At 64.9% G+C, this 19,329-nt stretch carries 13 protein-coding genes; 11 read left to right on the top strand and 2 right to left on the bottom strand.

Annotated features, from left to right (window positions below):
* The first annotated feature begins 271 nt into the window (after window positions 1-271).
* Both VIM95_RS14690 and VIM95_RS14685 read left to right on the top strand, forming a co-directional pair.
* A complete protein-coding gene (locus VIM95_RS14690; RefSeq protein WP_331987010.1) occupies window positions 272-2,548 on the top strand; it encodes a TonB-dependent receptor in 2,277 nt (758 codons plus the stop codon).
* 162 nt (window positions 2,549-2,710) lie between these two features.
* Window positions 2,711-4,210 carry an amidohydrolase family protein gene (locus tag VIM95_RS14685; protein WP_331987007.1) on the top strand — a complete coding sequence of 500 codons (1,500 nt, stop codon included), beginning with the start codon at window positions 2,711-2,713 and terminating at the stop codon, window positions 4,208-4,210.
* Window positions 4,211-4,271: 61 nt separating this feature from the next.
* Here VIM95_RS14685 and VIM95_RS14680 read toward each other — a convergent pair whose 3' ends face one another.
* Together VIM95_RS14680 and VIM95_RS14675 are read right to left on the bottom strand one after the other, a co-directional pair.
* A complete protein-coding gene (locus tag VIM95_RS14680; protein WP_331987003.1) occupies window positions 4,272-5,291 on the bottom strand; it encodes an adenosine deaminase in 1,020 nt (339 codons plus the stop codon).
* 133 nt (window positions 5,292-5,424) lie between these two features.
* A complete protein-coding gene (locus VIM95_RS14675; protein ID WP_331987000.1) occupies window positions 5,425-6,510 on the bottom strand; it encodes a BMP family ABC transporter substrate-binding protein in 1,086 nt (361 codons plus the stop codon).
* A gap of 321 nt (window positions 6,511-6,831) precedes the next feature.
* Here VIM95_RS14675 and xdhA point away from each other — a divergent pair, with 321 nt between their 5' ends.
* The 9 genes from xdhA to VIM95_RS14630 are packed head-to-tail and all read left to right on the top strand — an operon-like array spanning window position 6,832 to window position 18,611.
* Window positions 6,832-8,298 (top strand): xanthine dehydrogenase small subunit, encoded by a 1,467-nt coding sequence (xdhA, locus tag VIM95_RS14670; RefSeq protein ID WP_331986996.1) that lies wholly within the window; start codon window positions 6,832-6,834, stop codon window positions 8,296-8,298.
* Window positions 8,295-10,598, top strand: a complete 2,304-nt coding sequence (gene xdhB / locus VIM95_RS14665; RefSeq protein WP_331986992.1) for a xanthine dehydrogenase molybdopterin binding subunit — start codon at window positions 8,295-8,297, stop codon at window positions 10,596-10,598. Before xdhA ends, xdhB begins: the two co-directional genes overlap by 4 nt.
* Window positions 10,595-11,617 (top strand): xanthine dehydrogenase accessory protein XdhC, encoded by a 1,023-nt coding sequence (xdhC, locus tag VIM95_RS14660; protein WP_331986989.1) that lies wholly within the window; start codon window positions 10,595-10,597, stop codon window positions 11,615-11,617. Before xdhB ends, xdhC begins: the two co-directional genes overlap by 4 nt.
* Entirely contained in the window at window positions 11,614-13,161 is a 1,548-nt protein-coding gene (locus VIM95_RS14655; RefSeq protein ID WP_331986986.1) for an ABC transporter ATP-binding protein, read from the top strand. Before xdhC ends, VIM95_RS14655 begins: the two co-directional genes overlap by 4 nt.
* Window positions 13,148-14,245: an ABC transporter permease gene (locus tag VIM95_RS14650; RefSeq protein WP_331986984.1), complete on the top strand. Its 1,098-nt coding sequence runs from the start codon at window positions 13,148-13,150 to the stop codon at window positions 14,243-14,245. The genes VIM95_RS14655 and VIM95_RS14650 overlap by 14 nt, the downstream gene beginning before the upstream one ends.
* The gene (locus VIM95_RS14645; protein WP_331986982.1) at window positions 14,238-15,161 is read left to right on the top strand and encodes an ABC transporter permease; all 924 of its coding nucleotides are present in this window, start codon (window positions 14,238-14,240) and stop codon (window positions 15,159-15,161) included. Before VIM95_RS14650 ends, VIM95_RS14645 begins: the two co-directional genes overlap by 8 nt.
* Window positions 15,162-15,164: 3 nt before the next feature.
* A complete protein-coding gene (guaD, locus tag VIM95_RS14640) occupies window positions 15,165-16,508 on the top strand; it encodes a guanine deaminase (protein WP_331986980.1) in 1,344 nt (447 codons plus the stop codon).
* Window positions 16,509-16,543: 35 nt separating this feature from the next.
* Complete coding sequence (locus tag VIM95_RS14635; RefSeq protein ID WP_331986978.1) at window positions 16,544-17,557, top strand: 5'-methylthioadenosine/S-adenosylhomocysteine nucleosidase; 1,014 nt, start codon at window positions 16,544-16,546, stop codon at window positions 17,555-17,557.
* 25 nt (window positions 17,558-17,582) lie between these two features.
* Window positions 17,583-18,611 carry a hypothetical protein gene (locus VIM95_RS14630; protein ID WP_331986976.1) on the top strand — a complete coding sequence of 343 codons (1,029 nt, stop codon included), beginning with the start codon at window positions 17,583-17,585 and terminating at the stop codon, window positions 18,609-18,611.
* The last annotated feature ends 718 nt before the right edge of the window (window positions 18,612-19,329 follow it).

Here is a 19,329-nt window from a genome sequence, read left to right as displayed (position 1 = left end):
GCAGGCGCGCCATGCTGACGTGCTGGCGCTGATAAACACTATGCCCGTCTGCACATAGTCCGGCCCTTTCCCTACCACGCGCATCTGCCCTGAAACCCCGTTGTCATGGGGTTTGCCCGGGGTTCCTCGCTTACTTATCCATCTCGAATGAGTTGCCCGTGCGCCACGCACCGCCTGCGGTGGCGTCTGGGCAGGCATGCAAGCTGCATTTGGGCGCTCCAGATCAAGAAAACCTGCCCCACAAGGGCGTTACCTACCGGGAGTGTACGCAATGAAAAAAACGCATCTGCCGTCGGTCTTCGCACCGCGCCCGTTGGCACTCGCGCTGGCGCTGGCCATGTTGCCGCTGGCCCACGCCGCCGAGACCGAAGTACCGACCGACACCAATGAACCGGTGGTGGACAAGGACGAGGCCGGCAAGGTCAAGGAAGTGACCGTGACCGCCGAGCGCCGCCGTGAGAAGGCCAAGGACGTACCGACCTCGATCTCTACCCTGGGTGGTGAAAAGCTCGACGTGCTCGCTTCCGGCGGCCAGGACGTGCGCTTCCTCTCCGGTCGGGTACCCAGTCTCAATATCGAATCCTCCTTCGGCCGCGCCTTCCCGCGCTTCTATATCCGCGGCTACGGCAATACCGACTTCCGGCTCAATGCTTCCCAGCCGGTCTCGCTGGTCTACGACGATGTGGTGCAGGAGAACCCCATCCTCAAGGGCTTCCCGGTATTCGACCTGCAGCAGATCGAGGTGCTGCGTGGCCCGCAGGGCACCCTGTTCGGCCGCAACTCGCCGGCCGGCGTGGTCAAGTTCGACTCGGTCAAGCCGGGCAAGGATCGCGAAGGCTATGTGAACCTGAGTTGGGGTACCGACAACACCAGCAGCGCCGAGGCGGCCTACAACCTGCCGCTGAGCGATACCGTGGCGATGCGCTTCTCGGCCCTAGTGCAACACCGTGACGACTGGGTGGACAACACCGTGGCCAAATCGCCCAGCCAGCATCTGGAGGGCTATAACGACCGCGCCGGCCGGGTGCAGCTCTTGTTCAAGCCGGACAGCACTTTCAGCGGCCTCTTCAATGTGCATGGCCGCAAGCTCGATGGCACTGCCCGGCTGTTCCGCGCCAATATCATCAAGAAGGGCACCAATGACCTGGTCGATGGCTTTGATATCGACAAGGTCTCGATCGATGGCGCCAACGAGCAGAACCTCACCAATACCGGTGCCAGCGCCCGTTTGAACTGGGATTTCGGCAGCTGGGGCCTGAGCTCCATCACCGGTTACGAACACCTCGATACCTACAGCCGCGGTGATGTGGACGGTGGCTACGGTGCCGTGTTCGCGCCGCCCTCGGGCCCGGGCTTCATTCCCTTCCCGTCCGAGACGGCCGACGCGGTGCCCAAGCTCAAGCAGTGGACCCAGGAGTTCCGCATCGAATCGAAGAACAAGGGCCCGTTCAACTGGCAGACCGGCGTCTACTACTTCGATGAGGACTACACCATCGAGAGCTTCTCGTATAACAGCCTGGGTGCCGGCGAGCAGACCGAATACCAGCGCTCGCGGCAGACCAACAAGGCCTGGGCCTGGTTCGGTTCGGTCAACTACGCGTTGACCCCTGAGCTCAAGCTGCGCAGCGGCCTGCGCTATACCCATGACAAGAAGGACTTCGCGGTCGAGCAGTACAGCAACGTCAATGGTTCGACCCTGCAGGGGCCGCTATCTGCCAGCCCCAGCGCCAACAAGGTCAGCGGCGACGTGAGCGGTACCTATGCGCTGACCCCGGATATCAACCTGTTCTCGCGCCTTGCCACTGGCTTCCGCGGTGCCAGTGTGCAGCCGGCCTCGGCCTTCGGCCAGCAGTCGGTCGCCAAGCCCGAGACCAGTACCTCCTTCGAGGTGGGGATCAAGGCCGACCTGTTCGACCGCCGCGCCAAGCTCTCGCTGAGCGCCTACCGCTTCGAGGTCAAGGACCAGCAGCTGACCGGCGTGGGTGGCGGCAACAATGTGGTGCGCCTGCTCAATGCCGAGAAGTCGGTCGGTCAGGGCCTGGAGATGGACCTGCAAGCCTATGTCACGCCTAACCTGCTCCTGACCATGGGTGGCAGCTATAACCACACCGAGATCAAGGATCCCTCGCTGGAAGTGGCCGGCTGCGGTAGCGGCTGCACCATCACCAACCCGATCGACGCCGCCACCGGTCTCGTCAAGATCAATGGCAACCCGTTGCCGCAGGCGCCGAAGTGGATAGGCAACTTCACCCTGCGCTACGGCATTCCCACCAGCGACGGCGGCGAGTACTTCGTCTATACCGACTGGGCCTACCGCAGCAAGGTCAACTTCTTCCTGTACGAGTCGGTCGAGTACACCGGCAAGTCGCTGTTGGAAGGCGGCGTACGTGCCGGCTACAAGTGGGACAACGGCAACTACGAGCTGGCGCTCTATGGGCGCAATATCACCAATCGCCAGCAGGTCACCGGCGCTATCGACTTCAACAACTTGACCGGTTTTGTCAACGAGCCGCGGATGTGGGGCGTACAGTTCAAAGCCGTCTTTTAAGCTTTGTTGAGCACCTGTTGCCCGCTGTTACAGGTGGATGACAGGTACTGCGTTCCATCTGTTGGAAAGATGCCAGTCGACCCCATCGGCTGGCATTTTTCATAAGCCGGATTAGCGCTACCAGTAAACTGTCGGCTTCCCCATCTTCCAGTTCAATCGACCATGAAATCCTTGACGCCCAAGCTGCTGATCGCCGGTTCCGGCCTCCTGTTCAGCGCCTGTAGCCAAATGCCACTGGCCACCTCGCCAGTTGGCGAGGCCAATGCGACCTTCGATGGTGCCGGCTACCCGGTGGAGGTCTGCGATGCGAGCTATGCAGGTGTGGCCAGCAGCTGCACGCTGTCTGGCAGCGGCCAGGCCCAGCGCATCAAGGGTGTGCTGATCAGCGGCGGCAAGGTCTATGTCGGCGGTGAGATGCGGGTCGAGGCGGACGGCCACATCAGTGCCGCCGGTTGCCAGGTCCCGGCCCAGGATGCGGTTGCCATCGACTGCCGTGGCACGGTGGTCTCGGCCGGGCTGATGAACCTGCACGAGCATATCGACTACTCCTACCAGCAGCCTGCGGGGGCGCCCACCCAGCGTTGGACCCACCGCCATGACTGGCGCGCGCTGACCGCGCAGGCACGCGGCTTCGAAGGCGATGCGCCCAAGGACGAGAATGTGCGCACCGAGGTCAGCGAGCTGGCCATGCTGCGCCACCAGCTGACCGGCAGCACCGCGCTCTCCGGTGCCAAGGACTACAAGGCCTATACCCGCAACCTCAAGCTGGCCGACCCCGTGCTCGGTACCCCGCAAGGCGCCACGGTGCAGGACAGTACCTTCCCGCTCAATGACTTCAAGACCAACGCCCAGCTGAGTGCACCCTGTACTGCCGAGCAACTGGCCGGCATCAAGCTGCCGCTGCCCAACCCCTATGTGCCGCACGTGGGGGAGGGCACCACCGTGGGCGCACGCTACGAGGTGGATTGCCTGCTCGACGCGGTCAAGCCCAAGACCACACCCAATGCCTTTATCCACGGTGTGGCCATCAGCGAGGCGCAGATAGACCGCTTTGTGCAACAGCAGGTCTCGGTGGTGCTGTCACCGCGCTCCAACTTCGTGCTCTATGGCGCGACCGCCCCGGTCGCGGCACTCAAGGCCAAGGGGGTGAACCTCGCCATGGGCACCGACTGGTCGCCGTCCGGCTCCCTGACCATGCTCGATGAGATGCGCTGCATGGCCAATCACAGCAGCAAGGACCTGCATGACCTCTTGAGCTGGTCCGATATCCACCGCATGGCCACCAGCGGCGGCGCGCGCGCCGTGGGCCTGCAGGACAAGCTCGGTGCGCTGACCGTGGGCCAGCAGGCAGACGTGCTGCTGCTCGATACGCAAGGTGCCGCATCGCTCGGCAAGGTGTTGGAACAGGCCGCCCTGGCGCAGACCGTGGCGGTCTTTGTCGGCGGCCGTGCGGCCAGCTTCCCGAGCGCCTGGGCGGGCAAGCTGCCGCAGACCCTGCCGGGCTGCGCCGTTGACCCGCGCGACCTGTGCGGCCAGCAGCGCACCATCTGCGGCGCTGACCCGGCTCATCCGCTGACGACTTTGCTCAAGCAGGCGGTCTACACCATCGATGACGCCAAGCTCTGCCAGCCGGCGGCGGTCTCGGTCTGCGCCCTGCCTTGAGGTGGGTGCATTCAAGCAAAAAGCCCGGCCTAAGCCGGGCTTTTTGCTGGGCTGTGCGTAATCAGGCTAGCGCTGCGTAGTCGGCATCCAGCTTGGCGATCCAGGCCGCCTTCTGCGCATCCGTGGCAAAGCTCGCCTCCAGGCTGTTGCGCGCCAACGTGTACCAGGTCTGGGCATCCCAGTGGAAGGCTGCCTGCACGGCGCGGATATTGTTGCCCAGGTAGCCACCAAAATAGGCCGGGTCATCGCTATTGAGGGTGATCTTGAGGCCGGCTGCCATAAGCGCCGGCAGGGTGTGCAGTTCCATCTTGTCGAACACGCACAGCCGCACATTGGAGAGCGGGCAGACAGTCAGCGGCATCTGCTCGCGTGCCAGCCGTTCCAGCAGGGCCGGATCCTCGCTGGCGCGTACACCATGGTCGATACGGCTGACCTTGAGCAGGTCCAGCGCCTCGTAGATATAGGCGGGCGGGCCTTCCTCGCCGGCGTGCGCCACCACCGGCTTGCCCAGCGCCCGGCAGCGGGCGAACAAGCGCTCGAACTTGGCCGGCGGGTGGCCGCGCTCGCTCGAGTCCAACCCAAAGCCGTGGATGCGGTCGATGAAGGGTTCGGCTTCAGCGAGGGTGGTAAAGCCGTCTTCCTCGCTCAGATGGCGCAGAAAGCACAGGATCAAGCGGGTGGTGATGCCAAACTCGCGCTCGGCCTGGGCGGCACCGGCCTCCAGGCCCTTGAGCACGGTCTCAAAGGCAATGCCACGGGCAGTATGGGTCTGCGGGTCGAAGAAGATCTCGGCGTGCACGATGCCGTCGGCGTGGGCGCGCGTCAGGTAAGCCAGCATCAGGTCGTGGAAGTCCTGCTCGGTACGCAGCACGTCGGCGCAGGCGTAATAGAGGTCGAGAAAGGACTGCAGGTCACTGAAGTCGTAGGCGGCGCGCAGGGCCTCGGTATCGGCGTAGGGGAAGGCTATGCCGTTGCGCTGGGCGAGCGCAAAGGCGAGCTCGGGCTCGAGCGAACCTTCGATGTGCATATGCAGCTCGGCCTTGGGGCAGCGTAGGGCAAAGGCGAGGGCGGTATCAGACATGGTGTTTCCTTGCAGGGCGCGGTGCGCCGGTATGGAGAGCGGCCACTCCATGCGGAAAGGCCGCCCGATAGCTGGGGTATAAACGAAAACGCCCGGCCTCACCATGCCGGGCGTTCCTGATTGCCTGCGAGCCTTACTTGGGCACGTTGCCTTCCACGCCCTCAACATAGAAGTTCATCTTCTTGAGGTCGGCATCGGCATAGACCTGGCCCGCCGCCAGGAAAGGCTTGCCCGCCTGGTCTTTGAGCGGGCCGGTGAAGGGGTGCAGGGTACCGGCCTTGATCGCGTCGCGGCGGGTTTCAGCGAGCTTTCTCACGTCTGCCGGCAGGGTTGCGCTGAAGTTGTCGATATTGATCGCGCCTTCCTTCACCCCCCACCAGATATCGCTGCTCTGCCACTTGCCGGCCAGCACGTCCTCGGTGGTCTTGTTGTAGATCACGCCCCAGTTCAGGACCGAGGCGGCGAGCTGTGCCTTGCCGCCGAACTTGCTCATGTCCGAATCCCAACCAAAGGCCTGTACGCCCTTTTCCTGGGCAGTCTGCACTACGGCCGGCGAGTCGGTGTTCTGCATCAGCACATCGCTGCCCTGGGCGATCAGGGCCAGGGCAGCTTCGCGCTCCTTGCCCGGGTCGAACCAGCTGTTGACCCAGATCACCTTGGTACTGGCCTTGGGGTTCACGCTACGTGCACCGATGGTGAAGGCGTTGATATTGCGGATCACCTCGGGAATGGGGATGGAGCCGACCACACCGAGCTTGCCGCTCTTGCTGCTTTTGCCCGCCACCACGCCCAGCATATAGGCCCCCTCATAGGTGCGGATGTCGTAGACGCCCATGTTCTTGGCAGTCTTGTAGCCGGTGGCATGCATGAAGGTGGTGCCCGGGAAGGTCTTGGCGACCTTGGCCATCTGGTTCATGTAGCCAAAGCTCGTGGCGTAGACCACCTTGTAGCCCTGCTGGGCCAGCTCGCGGAAGACCCGCTCGGCGTCGGCCGTCTCCGGCACGTTCTCGACAAAGCTGGTCTTCACCTGTGCGCCAAAGCGGGTCTCGACCGCCTTGCGGCCCTGGTCGTGCGAATAGGTCCAGCCGTGATCACCGGTCGGGCCGATGTAGACAAAACCAACCTTGGCCGGCTCGGCGGCATGGGCCAGCCCCAGGCTGGCAATCAGGATGGCGCCCAGGATGGTGCCGAGTGGGCGGCGCAGCGGTGTGGCAGACATGGTGGCTCCGCATAAAGGTTGGATGACATAGGGTTGAATGAAGGTTGCGGCCGGGCCGCAGGCTTGGGACAACCTTAGCAAGCGGCAGGCCAGCCACCTATCCTCAGTCTGTTATGAGCGCTATACCGGCATGCCGCATAGTCGGGCACGATCCTGGCCGGGCATGGTCCATGCGGTATGGGTGACGCGGCCGGAACACGGCTTGCTTGAATGGTGTCGGCGCGACATCCGCCTGCGCAAATAAGCGCTATATGGCGGCCCGTACCCGGTGGGGCAGGGCCGCGTGATAGCTTGGAGAGACCTTTTTCGAGCCGGCAGTCCATGAGCGAGCGCCCCATCCACTTCTACTACCGCAACGTGCTGCATCGCATCGACGGTGTACCGCCGACGCGCACCGTTTTGCAGCATTTGCGGGAAGACCTGCACTGCACTGGCAGCAAGGAGGGCTGTGCGGAGGGGGACTGCGGCGCCTGTACGGTGGTGCTGGGTGAGCTGCAGGATGGAGTAGTCAGGCTGCGGGCAATCAATAGCTGCATCCAGTTCCTGCCCAGCCTGGATGGCAAGGCGCTGTACACCGTCGAGGACTTGACCGAGGGCGAGGCCCTGCACCCGGTGCAGACCGCCATGGTGGATTGCCATGCCTCACAGTGCGGCTTCTGTACGCCTGGCTTTGTGATGTCGCTGTGGGCCATGTATGAGCAACACCCTGAGTGGCCGGGCCGCGACGTGGCCATCGACGCCTGTTCGGGCAACCTCTGCCGCTGCACCGGCTACCGTCCCATACTGGATGCTGCCGAGGCTGCCTACCAGCATCCGCCGCGGCGACTGGAGCGGGCTGCCCTGGTGGATAAGCTACAGGCCCTGGCCGAGTTGCCAGCGCTGCAGTACCTGGCACAGGGCCAACATTTCTTCGCCCCGCGCAGTGTGGCCGAGTTGGCCCGCTTGCGTTTGGCCTACCCAGCGGCGCGCCTCTTGGCCGGCTCGACCGATGTGGGACTATGGGTTACCAAGCAGTTGCGGGAACTGGGTGATCTCATCTACCTGGGCCAGGTCGCCGAGCTGCGGCAGATCCGCCGCGATGCGCGCGGCCTGGAAATAGGCGCAGCGGTACCGCTGAGCGATGCCTTTGAGGCGCTGTGCCAGCAGGAGCCTCACTGGCTCGATCTGGCGCGGCGCTTTGCCTCGGTACCGATGCGCAATGCCGGCACCCTGGGCGGCAATGTAGCCAATGGTTCGCCCATAGGCGACAGCATGCCGGCCCTGATCGCGCTCAGTGCCACGCTCAGCCTGCAATGCGGCGAGGCCATACGGAGTCTGCCGCTGGAGGACTTCTACCTCGGTTACCAGCAGACCGCGCTGCAGCCAGGCGAATTCCTGCGTGCCATCCACGTACCGACGCCGTCGCCAGGGCGTGTCTTTCGCAGCTACAAGCTCTCCAAGCGCTATGAGCAGGATATCTCGGCCGTCTGCGCCGCTTTTGCGCTTACGCTTGATACGCAAGGCAAGATCAGCGAGGCCAGGGTGGCCTTTGGCGGTATGGCGGCCATCCCGCGCCGCGCACCACGCTGCGAAGCTGTCTTGCTGGGGCAAGCCTGGAACGAGACCACCCTGCGGGCAGCCCAGGCGGCGCTGCACGAGGACTACCTGCCGCTGAGCGATATGCGCGCCAGTGCCGATTATCGCCAGCAGGCGGCGGCCGGCCTGCTGGAGCGCTACTGGCGCGAGACCACGCAGCCGTCCAGCATAACGGCGCTGTGGTCGCTCACGGCCGTCGAGGTGGCACCATGAGTACGGTCGGTAAGCCGCTACCGCACGAGAGCGCCCACCTGCACGTGCGCGGGGCGGCCCAGTATGTGGACGACCTGCCCGAGCCCGCCGGCACCCTGCATGCGGCGGTGGGCCTGAGCCGCTGCGCTCACGGCCAGGTGCGCCGGCTGGACCTCGATGCCGTGCGCAGCTACCCCGGGGTGCTGGCCGTGTTGGTGGCGGCGGATATACCCGGCCACAACAACTGCGGCCCCATCCTGCACGACGAACCCATCCTGGCGCATGAGCTGGTGCAGTTTCACGGCCAGCCGCTGTTTGCCGTTGCGGCGACCAGCCACGAGATCGCCCGCCGGGCGGTCAGGCTGGCGGTGGTCGAATACGCCCCCCTGCCTGCCATCCTGGACTTCGACGCCGCGCTGGCCGCTGAGAGCTGGGTGCTGCCGCCGGTGGAGACCAGCCAGGGCGACGCGGCCGGCAAGATCGCTGCGGCGCCGCACCGCCTCAGCGGCGTGGCCGAGGTGGGCGGGCAGGAGCACTTCTACCTGGAGGGCCAGATCAGCTACGCCGAGCCACGCGAGGATCACACCCTGCAGCTCTGGTGCAGCACCCAGCACCCGACCGAGATGCAACATATGGTGGCGCATGCGCTGGGCTGGCACAGCCACCAGATCACCGTGCTGTGCCGGCGCATGGGAGGTGGTTTTGGTGGCAAGGAGTCGCAATCGGCGCAGTGGGCCTGCATTGCTGCCCTGCTGGCGCAGCGTACCGGCCGACCAGTCAAGCTCAGGCTGGACCGTGACGACGATATGGTCGCCAGCGGCAAGCGCCATCCCTTCCGCATCCGTTGGGAGGCCGGATTCGATGGACAGGGGTTGTTGCACGGTGTGCGCTTCGAGCTGGCCTCGGACTGCGGCTATTCGGCCGACCTCTCGGGCCCGGTGAACGACCGGGCTATCTGCCACGTCGACAATGCCTACTACCTCGATGCAGTGGCCATACGGAGTCTCCGTTGCAAGACCAACAAGGTCTCCAACACCGCCTTCCGCGGTTTTGGCGGGCCGCAGGGCATGTTTGCCATCGAGAGCCTGATCGACGATGTGGCGCGCTATCTGCGGCTGGATCCCCTGGCGGTACGGCAGCGTAATTTCTATGGCCATGGCCCCGAGCGCGCCACCACCCACTACGGCATGGCGGTGGAAGACAATGTCGCGCCCGAGCTGGTGGCCCAGCTGGCGGTGGAGTGTGGTTATGCCGCACGCCGAGAGGCGATTGCCGCTTTCAATGCGCAGAGCCCGGTCATCAAGCGTGGCATCGCGCTGACCCCGGTCAAGTTCGGTATCTCCTTCAATGCTACCCACTACAACCAGGCTGGGGCGCTGGTGCAGGTCTATACCGATGGCAGTGTGCTGCTCAACCACGGTGGGACTGAGATGGGGCAGGGCCTGCATACCAAGGTCAGGCAGATCGTGGCCCAGGTCTTCGGCCTGCCGGTCGGCCAGGTCAGGATCACCGCCACCGATACCAGCAAGGTACCCAATACCTCGGCCACCGCGGCTTCGAGCGGTACCGATTTGAACGGCAAGGCGGCCGAGGCGGCGGCCTTGCGTATACGCGAGCGGCTGGCGGCCTTTGTGGCGGAGCAGGCGGGTCTGGCGCCGGAGGCGGTGAGTTTCGTTGATGGCCAGGTTCGCGCGGGCGAGCAGGCGGAGGACTTCGGTGCTCTCTGCGCCCGTGCCTACCATGCTCGCATCCAGCTTTGGGACAACGGCTTTTATCGCACACCCAAGATTCATTGGGACGTCAAAGCCAAGCGTGGCCGGCCGTTCTACTACTTTGCCTACGGCGCTGCCTGCAGCGAGGTGGCGATCGACACGCTGACCGGTGAATCGCGTCTCCTGCGTGCCGACCTGTTGCACGATGCCGGCCAGAGCATCAACCCGGCGCTCGATATCGGCCAGATCGAAGGCGGTTTTATCCAGGGCATGGGCTGGCTGACCTCGGAAGAGCTGTGCTGGCGTGCGAGTGGCGAGCAGGCGGGCCAGCTGCTGACCCATGCCCCCTCCACCTACAAGATTCCCACGGCCGCCGATGTACCGCCGGTGTTCCATACCCGGCTCTACGCCAACCGCAATGTCGAGGACAGTATCCATCGCAGCAAGGCGGTGGGCGAGCCGCCGCTGATGCTGGCCTTGTCGGTGTTCTTTGCGTTGCGTGATGCAGTGGTCGCCGCCGTCGGCCCCGACAGCCGGCCGTCTCTGCGGGCACCTGCCACGCCGGAATCCATATTGCGGGCCATACGCCGGGGTAGGGAGGAAGCATGATGAACTGGTTGCGGGAACTGCCAACGCGCCTGGCCCAAGGCCGGGCGCAGATGCTGCTCACCGTGGTACGCACCCAGGGCTCCACGCCCCGCGAGGCCGGTGCGGCCATGCTGGTGGATGCCGACGGCAGTTGCGACACCATAGGGGGCGGCCATCTGGAGTTCGAAGCCATGACCGTGGCGCGTGGCCTCCTGGACAAAGGCCCTGTGCTGAGCCTGTTGCGCTTCAACCTGGGTGCCAGCCTGGGGCAGTGCTGTGGCGGCGTGGTCTGGTTGCTGCTGGAGCGGCTGACCGTGGATCAGACAGCGCTATGGCGCGAGCGTGCCGAGGCGGTCGGTCGGGGCGCAGTCTTGCACCGGCGCGCCCAGGCCAATGTGGCCGGGGCGGCGGGCGATGGTTCCTACTGGTGGCTCGATGGGGTGGCGCCGGTCAACCCATGCCAGCTGCAAGGCGGGCTGCAGGGCTGGCAGCTGGAGCAGGCCATGTTGCAGCCGCGATTTCCGGTCTGGCTGTTCGGCGCTGGTCATGTGGGGGCGGCGCTGGTCAAGGTGTTGCAGCCCCTGGGGGCACAGATCTGCTGGTTGGACGACCGCGACGATGCTTTCCCTGTGGACCTGGCGCAGACCGTACATACCGTGGTCAGTGACAACCCCGCGCGGGAAGTCTCGGCCGCGCCGGCCGGCTGCTACTTCCTGGTCATGACCCAGAGCCATGCACTTGATCTCGCCATCTGCGAGCGGATCCTGGCGCGGCAGGATCAGGCTTTCTTCGGCCTGATCGGCTCGCGCAGCAAGCGGGCCAGCTTCGAGCACAAGCTGATGGCGCGCGGCATTGCCACTGGCCGCTTGGCCGAGATGACCTGTCCCATCGGCATACCCGGCATTCTCTCCAAGGTACCCGAGGCCATCGCCCTCTCGGTCGCTGCACAACTCCTGCAGGTACGCGACGCACGTGCCCTCCTGGCACAGTTGGGCCCGCAGGCCCGCGCGCAGGACGCTTCCACCACGGAGTCGCCATGAAGCCCAAGCTCAGGTTGGAGCTCTTGCACGTCAGCAAGCGCTACCCCGGCGTGATCGCCAACGACGATGTCAGCCTGGCGGTGGCGCCGGGCGAGATTCATGCCGTGCTGGGCGAGAACGGTGCCGGCAAGAGCACGCTGATGAAGATGATCTATGGCCTGGTGCCCATGGATGCAGGCGAGATGCAGTTCAACGACCGCCAGGTCCGACTTGCCAGCCCCAAGGAAGCCCGCGCGCTCGGCATCGGCATGGTTTTCCAGCACTTCTCCCTGTTCGAGACCCTGAGTGTGGTCGAGAACATCGCCCTGGCGCTGGATGGCCCCTATGACCTCAAGGCCCTGGCCAAGCGGGTGAGCGAGGTATCGCAGCGCTACGGCCTGCCGCTCGATCCCTGGCGTGGCGTACATAGCCTCTCGGTCGGTGAACGGCAGCGGGTCGAGATCGTGCGTTGCCTCCTGCAGGACCCGCAGCTATTGATCCTGGACGAGCCGACCTCGGTGCTGACGCCTCAGGCGGTCGAGGCGCTGTTCGACACCTTGCGCCAGTTGGCGGCGGAGGGGGTGTCCATCCTCTACATCAGCCACAAGCTGCACGAGATCCAGGCGCTGTGTGACAGCGCCACCATGATGCGGCAGGGCAGGGTCACCGCCCATGCCATCCCACGCGAGGAGAGCCAGCAGAGCCTGGCGCAGATGATGATAGGCCGCGAGCTGCCGATCTGCCATGCCGAGCCCTACCAGGGCGAGGCCCGCCCGCTGCTGGAGGTACGCGGCCTGAATCTGGCCGGCGAGCCGCCGTTTGGCACCGCGCTCAAGGAGATTGATCTCACCGTGCATGCCGGCGAGATCGTCGGCATCGCCGGGGTCTCCGGCAACGGTCAGGCTGAGCTGCTGGCGGCCCTGTCGGGCGAGACCCTGGCGCCACGTGGGGCCATCGTGCTCGATGGTCAGGCCGTGGGTCATCTTGATGCCGGTCGCCGACGCGACCTGGGCCTAGGCTTTGTGCCGGAAGAACGCCTGGGGCGCGGGGCCGTACCGGCACTTTCGCTGGCCCGCAATGCGCTCCTGACCGCCCACCGTGCCGGCCTGGCCCGACATGGCTGGCTCAGCCCGGGCAAAGCCTGGGACTACGCCCGTGACTGCATCGCCCGCTTTGGCGTGCGTTGCACCGGCCCGGCAGCGGCTGCCCGTTCGCTCTCGGGTGGCAATCTGCAGAAGTTCATCGTCGGCCGCGAGATCATGCAGGCGCCCAAGGTCATGATCATTTCCCAGCCTACCTGGGGGGTGGATGTGGGGGCGGCAGCCTATCTCAGGCAGACCCTGATCGACCTCTCGCGCAGCGGCGTGGCGGTGCTGGTGGTGTCGGAAGAACTCGACGAATTGTTCGAGCTATGTGACCGCATCGCGGTGCTCGCTGCCGGTCGCCTCTCTGGCGCCGCACCCAAGGCTGCTACCAATGCCAGCCGCATTGGCCAGCAGATGGCTGGCCTGTTTGAGCCGGCCGAAGTATCCCCTGTTCCGGAAAGCCTGCATGTCCCTGCTTGAACCCCGTCCCCAGCCTTCGCAGCGTATGCGCTGGTTGGCTCCGCCACTCGCCATCGTCCTGACCCTGCTGTGCGGCGCCATCCTGTTTGCCCTGCTGGGTAAATCGCCGGCGCATGCCTTGCGCGTGTTCTTTATCGACCCCTTGCGCAGCAGCTATGGCTGGACCGAGCTGCTGCTCAAGGCGGGGCCGCTGATCCTGATCGCCCAGGGCCTGGCGGTGGGGTTTCGGGCGCGTATCTTCAATATCGGTGCCGAGGGACAATTGATCGTCGGGGCGCTGTGCGGCGGTGGAGTGGCCATCCTCAGCCAGGGCAGCGAGGCCGCCTGGGTGTTGCCGGCCATGGTGCTGGCCGGTGGCCTGGGTGGCGCGTTGTGGGGGGCGATCCCCGCCTGGCTCAAGACCCGCTTCAACGCCGAAGAGACCCTGACCACCTTGATGCTGAGCTATGTGGCGGGCTTTCTGCTCGCCTATATGGTCAACGGCCCCTGGCGCGACCCCGACGGGATGAATTTCCCGCAGTCTGTCATGTTTGGTGACGCGGCCCTGTTCCCCATCCTGCTGGAGGGAACCCGGCTCAATGCCTCGATCTTTATCGTGCTGTTTGCCGTGCTGGGTTTCTGGCTCTTCAATGCCCGTAGCCTGTTGGCCTACCAACTGGAGGTCGGCGGCTTGGCGCCGGCAGCGGCACGCTATGCCGGTTTCTCGGCACAGCGTACCGTCTGGCTCAGCCTGCTCCTGTCCGGCCTGACAGCGGGTTTGGCCGGGGTAGGCGAAGTGGCGGGGCCTATCGGCCAGCTCAACCTCAATCTATCGCCTGGCTACGGCTACGCCGCCATCATCGTCGCCTATCTGGGGCGCTTGCACGCAGGTGGCATGGTGCTGGCCGGCCTCCTGATGGCGCTACTCTACCTGGGTGGCGAGTCGGCCCAGGTGGCGCTGCAGACGCCCGCCGCCATCACCGGTTTGTTCCAGGGGCTGTTGCTGTTCTTCCTGCTGGCGGCGGACGCCTTTGTCGATTACCGGCTGCGTCGGCGTAGCCGGCCGGCTGCTGCACCTACCGTCGAGGTTACCGCCCATGCTTGAACATCTGTTGGCCATATTGGCCGCCACCCTGCCGGCGGCCACACCGCTCTTGCTGGCTGGTCTGGGGGAACTGGTGGTCGAGCGTACCGGCGTGATCAACCTCGGCGTCGAGGGCATGATGTTGATCGGCGCCATCGCCGGTTTTGCCTGTGCGGTCGAGACCGGCCTGGGGGCGGCTGCCGGCTTGCCTGCTGGCGCACTGGCCGGCATGGCAGCGGCGCTGCTGTTTGCGGTACTGGCCTTGAGTCTGGCCGCCAGCCAGGCGGCGGTGGGGCTGGCGCTGACCATCTTCGGCATCGGCCTGTCGGCCTTTATCGGCCAGCACTATGTCAGCGACAGCCTGCCCGGCCTTGCGCCGTTGAGCCTGCCTGGGTTCAGTGCCATACCGTGGCTAGGACCGGTGCTGTTCCATCAGGATGCGATGGTCTACCTTTCCTTGTGCCTGTTCGCCCTGGTCTGGTGGGGGCTGGCCCGTACTCGTTTGGGTCTCTTGCTCAAGGCGGTGGGAGAAGCCCCGGAGGCGGCGCATGCCATCGGCTACCGGGTGGTGGCGCTGCGCTATGGCGCCGTGTTGTTCGGTGGTGCCATGGCCGGCCTGGCTGGCGCCTATCTGTCCACCGTCTATACCCCGCTGTGGGTGCAGAATATGACGGCCGGCCGGGGCTGGATCGCGGTTGCGCTGGTGGTGTTTGCCAGCTGGCGGCCGGCCCGTCTGCTGCTCGGGGCCTATCTGTTTGGTGGCGTCACCATCCTGCAGTTCCACGCCCAGGGTCTGGGCCTTGCCCTGCCGGTGCAGTTGTTGGCGGCGTTGCCCTACCTTGCCACGGTGGTGGTGCTGGTGCTGATCTCGCGTGACCGCCGTGCCTTGCGGCTCAATCTGCCGGCCTCGCTCGGCAAGCCTTTTCTGCCGGGTTGATCCATGGCCAGCCTGAAAAAGATAGACAAGGGCGCGACCATCCTGGTCCGTGGTGCCATCCTGCACTTCCTGGCCGATCCTGGTGCGACAGACGACCCCGCCGCCTGGGCCCATCTGGAAGATGGCGGCCTCCTGATCGAGCAGGGCAGGGTGGCGCAACTGGCCGACTGGAGCGTGCTGGAGGCTGGGTTGACGCCGCAGCAGCGGGCAGGCATCCAGCACTACGACTACCGCGGCAGCCTGGTATTGCCGGGCTTGATCGATACCCATCTGCACTACCCGCAGGCCGGCATCATTGCCTCCTACGGCCACCGGCTGCTCGATTGGCTCAACCACTACACCTTCCCGGCCGAAGCGAGCTTCGCCGACCCGGCCGTGGCGGCCCGCACTGCCGATTATGTGCTCGACCGCTTGCTGGCCAACGGCACGACCACGGCATCGGTCTTCGCCACGGTGCACGCCCATTCGGCGGATGCCTTTTTCGAAGCAGCCGAGCGCCGCGGCCTGCGCATGCTCTGTGGCAAGGTCATGATGGACCGCAATGGCCCGCCGGAACTGCTCGATACTGCTGCCAGCGCCGAGCGTGATTGCCGTACGCTGATCGAGCGCTGGCATGGTCGCGGGCGCTTGCGCTATAGCCTTACACCGCGCTTCGCCCCCACCTCCACCCCGGGCCAGCTCGACGTGGCCGGGGCGCTCTACGCCGCCTGGCCGGACCTGCATGTGCAGTCCCATCTGGCCGAGAACGCCGAGGAGGTGGCCTGGGTGCGCGAGCTGTTTCCGGACCGGCGCTGTTACCTCGATGTCTACGCCCATCACGGTCTGCTCGGCCCACGCGCCATCTATGGCCATTGCATCCACCTGAGCGAGGCGGAGCGGCGCTGGATGGCCGATGCTGGCAGTGCAGCCGCTTTCTGCCCGACGTCCAATCTGTTTCTCGGTAGCGGCTTCTTCAATTATGCTGCGGCCCGCGACAGCCAGCTGAAGGTCGGCCTCGCCACCGATGTGGGCGGCGGTACTTCGTTCAGTCTCTTGCGTACGCTGGCCGAGGCCTACAAGGTGGCGCAGGCTGCCGGCGGCGCGTTGCCGCCCATGCGCGCCTTCTATCTGGCGACACTGGGTGGTGCCGAGGCTTTGGGTCTGGCCGATAGCATAGGCAGCTTCCAGACCGGGCGCGAGGCCGATTTCGTGGTGCTGGACCCGAGCGCCACCGCCGAGCTGGCCTGGCGCTTGGAGAGCTGCCATAGCCTGGCCGAACGACTGTTTGCCCTGGCTATCCTGGGGGATGAGCGCTGCGTGCGCGCTACCCATATCCTGGGCCAGCCGGCCTATCTGCGGCCGGCTTGAGCCCAGCCGAACATTTGAGCGTAATGGAGAAATACATGCAGCCCGGACGACTGTTCCGTACCGCCGCCTTGGCCCTCTTGGCCGGCCTGGGTCTCTTTGCCCAGGCCAAGCCCAAGGCCTGCCTGACCGAATGCAGCCCGCGCATCGGCATCGTTTCGGCCTTTGGTGCCGAGGCCGACATCCTGGTGGCGGAGACGCAGAAGAAGCGCGAATACCTGATCAATGGCAACCGCTTTACCACCGGCGTGCTGCGCGGCAACCCGGTGGTGATTGTGCTGTCCGGTGTCAGCATTCCCAATGCCACCATGGTCACCCAGCTGATGATCGACCACTTCCGGGTCCATCATCTGATGTTGTCCGGCATTGCCGGCGGCATTGCGCCGGACAGCAAGGTGGGCGACGTGCTGGTACCCGAGCGCTGGGCGCTGCCGATGGAGACCTACTGGAATGGCGACGGCCAGGTGCCGGCCGCCTGTGGCAAGGAAGGTGATATTGAATGCCTGGGCCTCAAGCTGGCCCGCCCGAACGGCAAGCCTTCGGCCTTTGTGCTCGATACCCCGCAGGGCAAGGTCGAGACCGGCCTCTACCTGCGTGAGAACTATGTGCTGAACAGCCGTACCGCCCCGCAGGGCGAGTTCAAGTTCGACTATGCGGCCGATGCCGAGATGCTGGCCGTGGCCCGCAACCTCAAGGTCGAGCTGGACCGCTGCGGCCCCAAGCAGCCGCCGGCCTGTGTCGATGCCACCCCGCACCTCAAGGTGGGTGGCCGCGCCATCTCCGCACCGTTCTTCCTGGCCAACCCGGGCTATCGCGACTATCTGTGGCAATCCATGCAGGCCCTGGCCGTGGATATGGAAACTGCCGCCTTCGCGCATGTCGCCTACGCCAACCAGATTCCCTATATTGCCTTCCGTAGCCTGTCCGACCTTGCCGGTGGCAACGACTTCCGTGAAGTCGGTGCCTTCTTCGGCAGCGGTCTGGCCGAGACCAACGAAGCCAAGGTGACCCTGGCCTTCCTCTCCGCCTGGAAGGCGCGTAACAAGCCCTAACTGATTCGACGACACAGGAGTATCCATGTTCACCAAACCCCTACGCGCCCTGCTGGCGGGCGCCGCCTTGCTGGTATGCGCCCTGCCCAGCTGGGCAGACACCGTGGCCCCGCGCCCGGTCAAGGTGCTGATCATCAGCATGTTCGGCCCAGAGGCGGAGCCCTGGATCAAGAATATGGCGCTGGACCAGAAGGTGCCGGTCGTTGGCCTCTCGTCCGACTACCCCAATGTGCTGTGCAACAAGGATGACGTCTGCCTGCTGACCACCGGCATGGGCCACGCCAACGTGGCGGCCTCGACCACCGCCGTGATCCTCTCCAAGCAGTTCGACCTGCGCCAGAGCTATTTCCTGATCGCCGGCATTGCCGGTATCGACCCGGCCCAGGGCACCCTGGGCTCGGCGGCCTGGGCCCGCTGGCTGGTGGACTTCGGCATTGCCCACGAGATCGACGTGCGTGAAGCCCCCAAGGGCTGGAAGACCGGTTACTTTGGCGTGATGACCAATGGCCCGGGCGTAAAGCCGGTGTTCGACTACAAGACCGAGGCCTTCAAGCTCGACGAAACCCTGCTGCAACGCGTGCTGGCCATTACCGGCAAGGCTGAGCTGGCCGACAACGACCAAGCCCGCGCCTATCGCAAGCTATACAAGGACAAGGCAGCCAGCGCGGCACCCAGGGTGATCCAGTGCGACACCCTCGGTGGCGATACCTGGTGGCACGGCCACCGCCTGGGCCAGCATGCCCGCGAATGGACCAAGCTCCTGAGCGATGGTGAGGGTGTCTACTGCACCACCCAGCAAGAGGACAACGCCACCTACAACGCGCTCCTGCGCGGTCAGCAGGCCGGCCTGCTCGACATCAAACGCCTGGCCGTGCTGCGCACTGCTTCCAACTTCGACCGGCCACACCCTGGCCAGACTGCCTACGATTCGCTCAAGGCCGAGTCCGGCGGCTTCCCTATCGCAACCGAGAACCTCTATCGTGTTGGCGGCCTGTGGGTGAAGGATCTGGTTGCCCGCTGGCCGCAATGGCAGCAAGGCGTGCCCGCCCAGTAGTAGGCTGACGCCGTTTTACAACGGTGGCCCGTTCCCGCCGATGCCTGCAAACGGGCCGCCGCAAGGCGGCCTGTTTGCTTTTGTAGCAGGGCTTGGCGGCCGATCGCTCAGTAAAGCTGGCGAGGCGGGAATGTCAGCCTGTGGTGCTTTTTGACAACTTTCCGACCCGTCTTGGTGCAAGGGATTACTTTTTTGTGCTGATTTTTCGATGCATATACAAGTCGTTACAGTAAAATAACAGATATCCACTATCTGTCCTGACGCATGGCGCTGTCGCGCCAGGCTGACACTCTGCCTTGCTGTATGGCTTGCATGCTTGTCCTGCCCGCGTTTACCCACCGCCCTTATCCAGGGTGTAGGGCTGCTTAGTGCGGTCTATCTGTTTGTTTTGCTTGTAAAAATTCGTAAATCGCGTGTTGGGGTGCAGCGGCTTTGGGCTGTGTTCCCGCGAGCAAGAATCCCTTTCAAGTCAATGGCTGTTCCCTAGCGGTGCCCCGTGCCTGCCGCAGGATCAGCTGTTTTCTTTTTTACGGGGGCGCTTCTTGCTAGTTCGACGCGGTGGTGTGGCGACAGGGGATGTCGCCCGGCGGATTGCAGCGGAACAAGCGGTGACCGTCATCGTTTTCGAAAATCAGGCGTCGTTACCCGGCGCCGCTCTTAGGGAGAGCTGTATGAAACTTCGCAAGACTCAGCTGGCTGTGCTGATCGCCGGCCTGGC

The organism is Chitinimonas sp., assembly GCF_036568685.1.
Taxonomy (GTDB): domain Bacteria; phylum Pseudomonadota; class Gammaproteobacteria; order Burkholderiales; family Chitinimonadaceae; genus Chitinimonas.
The sequence above is the reverse complement of the archived record's forward strand: the minus strand, read 5'-3'. Positions and strand labels throughout refer to the sequence as shown.

What these genes read in the sequence shown, in the direction of transcription:
- VIM95_RS14630 (WP_331986976.1), top strand. Translation starts at nt 17,583, where the DNA reads ATGTTCACCAAACCCCTACGCGCCCTGCTGGCGGGCGCCGCCTTGCTG.
- xdhB (WP_331986992.1), top strand. Translation starts at nt 8,295, where the DNA reads ATGAGTACGGTCGGTAAGCCGCTACCGCACGAGAGCGCCCACCTGCAC.
- VIM95_RS14635 (WP_331986978.1), top strand. Translation starts at nt 16,544, where the DNA reads ATGCAGCCCGGACGACTGTTCCGTACCGCCGCCTTGGCCCTCTTGGCC.
- VIM95_RS14685 (WP_331987007.1), top strand. Translation starts at nt 2,711, where the DNA reads ATGAAATCCTTGACGCCCAAGCTGCTGATCGCCGGTTCCGGCCTCCTG.
- VIM95_RS14645 (WP_331986982.1), top strand. Translation starts at nt 14,238, where the DNA reads ATGCTTGAACATCTGTTGGCCATATTGGCCGCCACCCTGCCGGCGGCC.
- xdhC (WP_331986989.1), top strand. Translation starts at nt 10,595, where the DNA reads ATGATGAACTGGTTGCGGGAACTGCCAACGCGCCTGGCCCAAGGCCGG.
- guaD (WP_331986980.1), top strand. Translation starts at nt 15,165, where the DNA reads ATGGCCAGCCTGAAAAAGATAGACAAGGGCGCGACCATCCTGGTCCGT.
- VIM95_RS14655 (WP_331986986.1), top strand. Translation starts at nt 11,614, where the DNA reads ATGAAGCCCAAGCTCAGGTTGGAGCTCTTGCACGTCAGCAAGCGCTAC.
- VIM95_RS14690 (WP_331987010.1), top strand. Translation starts at nt 272, where the DNA reads ATGAAAAAAACGCATCTGCCGTCGGTCTTCGCACCGCGCCCGTTGGCA.
- VIM95_RS14675 (WP_331987000.1), bottom strand. Translation starts at nt 6,510, where the DNA reads ATGTCTGCCACACCGCTGCGCCGCCCACTCGGCACCATCCTGGGCGCC.
- xdhA (WP_331986996.1), top strand. Translation starts at nt 6,832, where the DNA reads ATGAGCGAGCGCCCCATCCACTTCTACTACCGCAACGTGCTGCATCGC.
- VIM95_RS14680 (WP_331987003.1), bottom strand. Translation starts at nt 5,291, where the DNA reads ATGTCTGATACCGCCCTCGCCTTTGCCCTACGCTGCCCCAAGGCCGAG.
- VIM95_RS14650 (WP_331986984.1), top strand. Translation starts at nt 13,148, where the DNA reads ATGTCCCTGCTTGAACCCCGTCCCCAGCCTTCGCAGCGTATGCGCTGG.